General features: G+C 41.1%; 1 protein-coding gene. It reads left to right on the top strand.

What is annotated here, in order from left to right; all coding sequences use genetic code 11:
- Window positions 1–460: 460 nt before the first annotated feature.
- On the top strand, window positions 461–784 hold the full coding sequence (locus tag ACFQU8_RS10205; protein ID WP_382359502.1) for a DUF5839 family protein: 324 nt from the start codon (window positions 461–463) through the stop codon (window positions 782–784).
- Window positions 785–1084: the final 300 nt, after the last annotated feature.

Below are 1084 nucleotides of genomic sequence, written 5' to 3'. Positions count from 1 at the left end.
ACCAGATGGCTCAGCAGCAACAAGCGCAGCGTGATACGAGTATGTATTATGACTGGCTAAATGATGGCCTGGACCCGGAAGTTTGATGATAATCCTAAGCTAATCTACCATTTATAGTTTCACAGACTGTCTGTGTGCTTTCATTTTAAACTGAAAGGGTAAATGGTCATGTTAGCATTAAAAACAATTTGAGAGGGTTCTGTGTGGTTTCTGGATGGTTGGTTCATTAATCGCCACCCGGATAAAGCAAGCAAGTGTCACCACCAGCCTTACTAGTTGCTCAGAGTGCCAGGGGGTGGTCACGCTTTGATAGAACGTCATGCTGTCAGTCCGTGAGCGCACCCGTCATTTGAGGAACTGAATAGGGTCAAGTGATGACCTTTGATACTTATGCATCACGCGCTGCTGGTATTCAGGCATGAGACGGGCAACCAATCTAATAGAAGGGGATGGAATCGACATGGACGAGCGTAATGTTATCGCAGCCTATCATATTATGGGGAGTGAAAACGGGGCTTTAATCTTAAATACAGACAAACTATTTTATTGGCATATTCATAAGCATTTTCGAAAAGACGAGGAAACCCCGATCCAGAAAGGGGATATTGTTCAGGTCGCCACAGCCAAAGGCCCGAAACCGGTTTTGGTTATGGATGTATTCCGAGAGGAAACGTCAAACAACAAGAAGAAATACAAGCAGGTGATGAACATCATTGAGAGGGCACCTGAAGGTTCCAGTCAAAGCCAAGGTTTATCATCGGATCAGAAGGTTCATGAAACGTGAGCAGTGGTCTGATCGTTATTTCAATAGCCTTTAAAGCCAAAATTTAAAGAAGCAACTAACAAATGATTAATACAACAATTGATGTAAAAGACCTTGAAAACTTCTTGTGGTATTTATAAGACAAATGCGATGATGTTGATAGAGCAGAAACAAAACGATGAAATTTGTACCACAAACGGGTCATTTAACTAATAAACTGAATCAATTTCATAATTGCTCTTATTAAAAACGCAAAGACCTGCAGAATTTCTAATGTGTATTTTTTTAAAATTCCTCTAAGCAGCCTGCTGCTGCTTTAAC

This window comes from Lentibacillus kimchii (assembly GCF_042666895.1).
Classification (GTDB): domain Bacteria; phylum Bacillota; class Bacilli; order Bacillales; family Amphibacillaceae; genus Lentibacillus; species Lentibacillus kimchii.
This window is presented reverse-complemented; position numbering and strand designations above follow the sequence as displayed.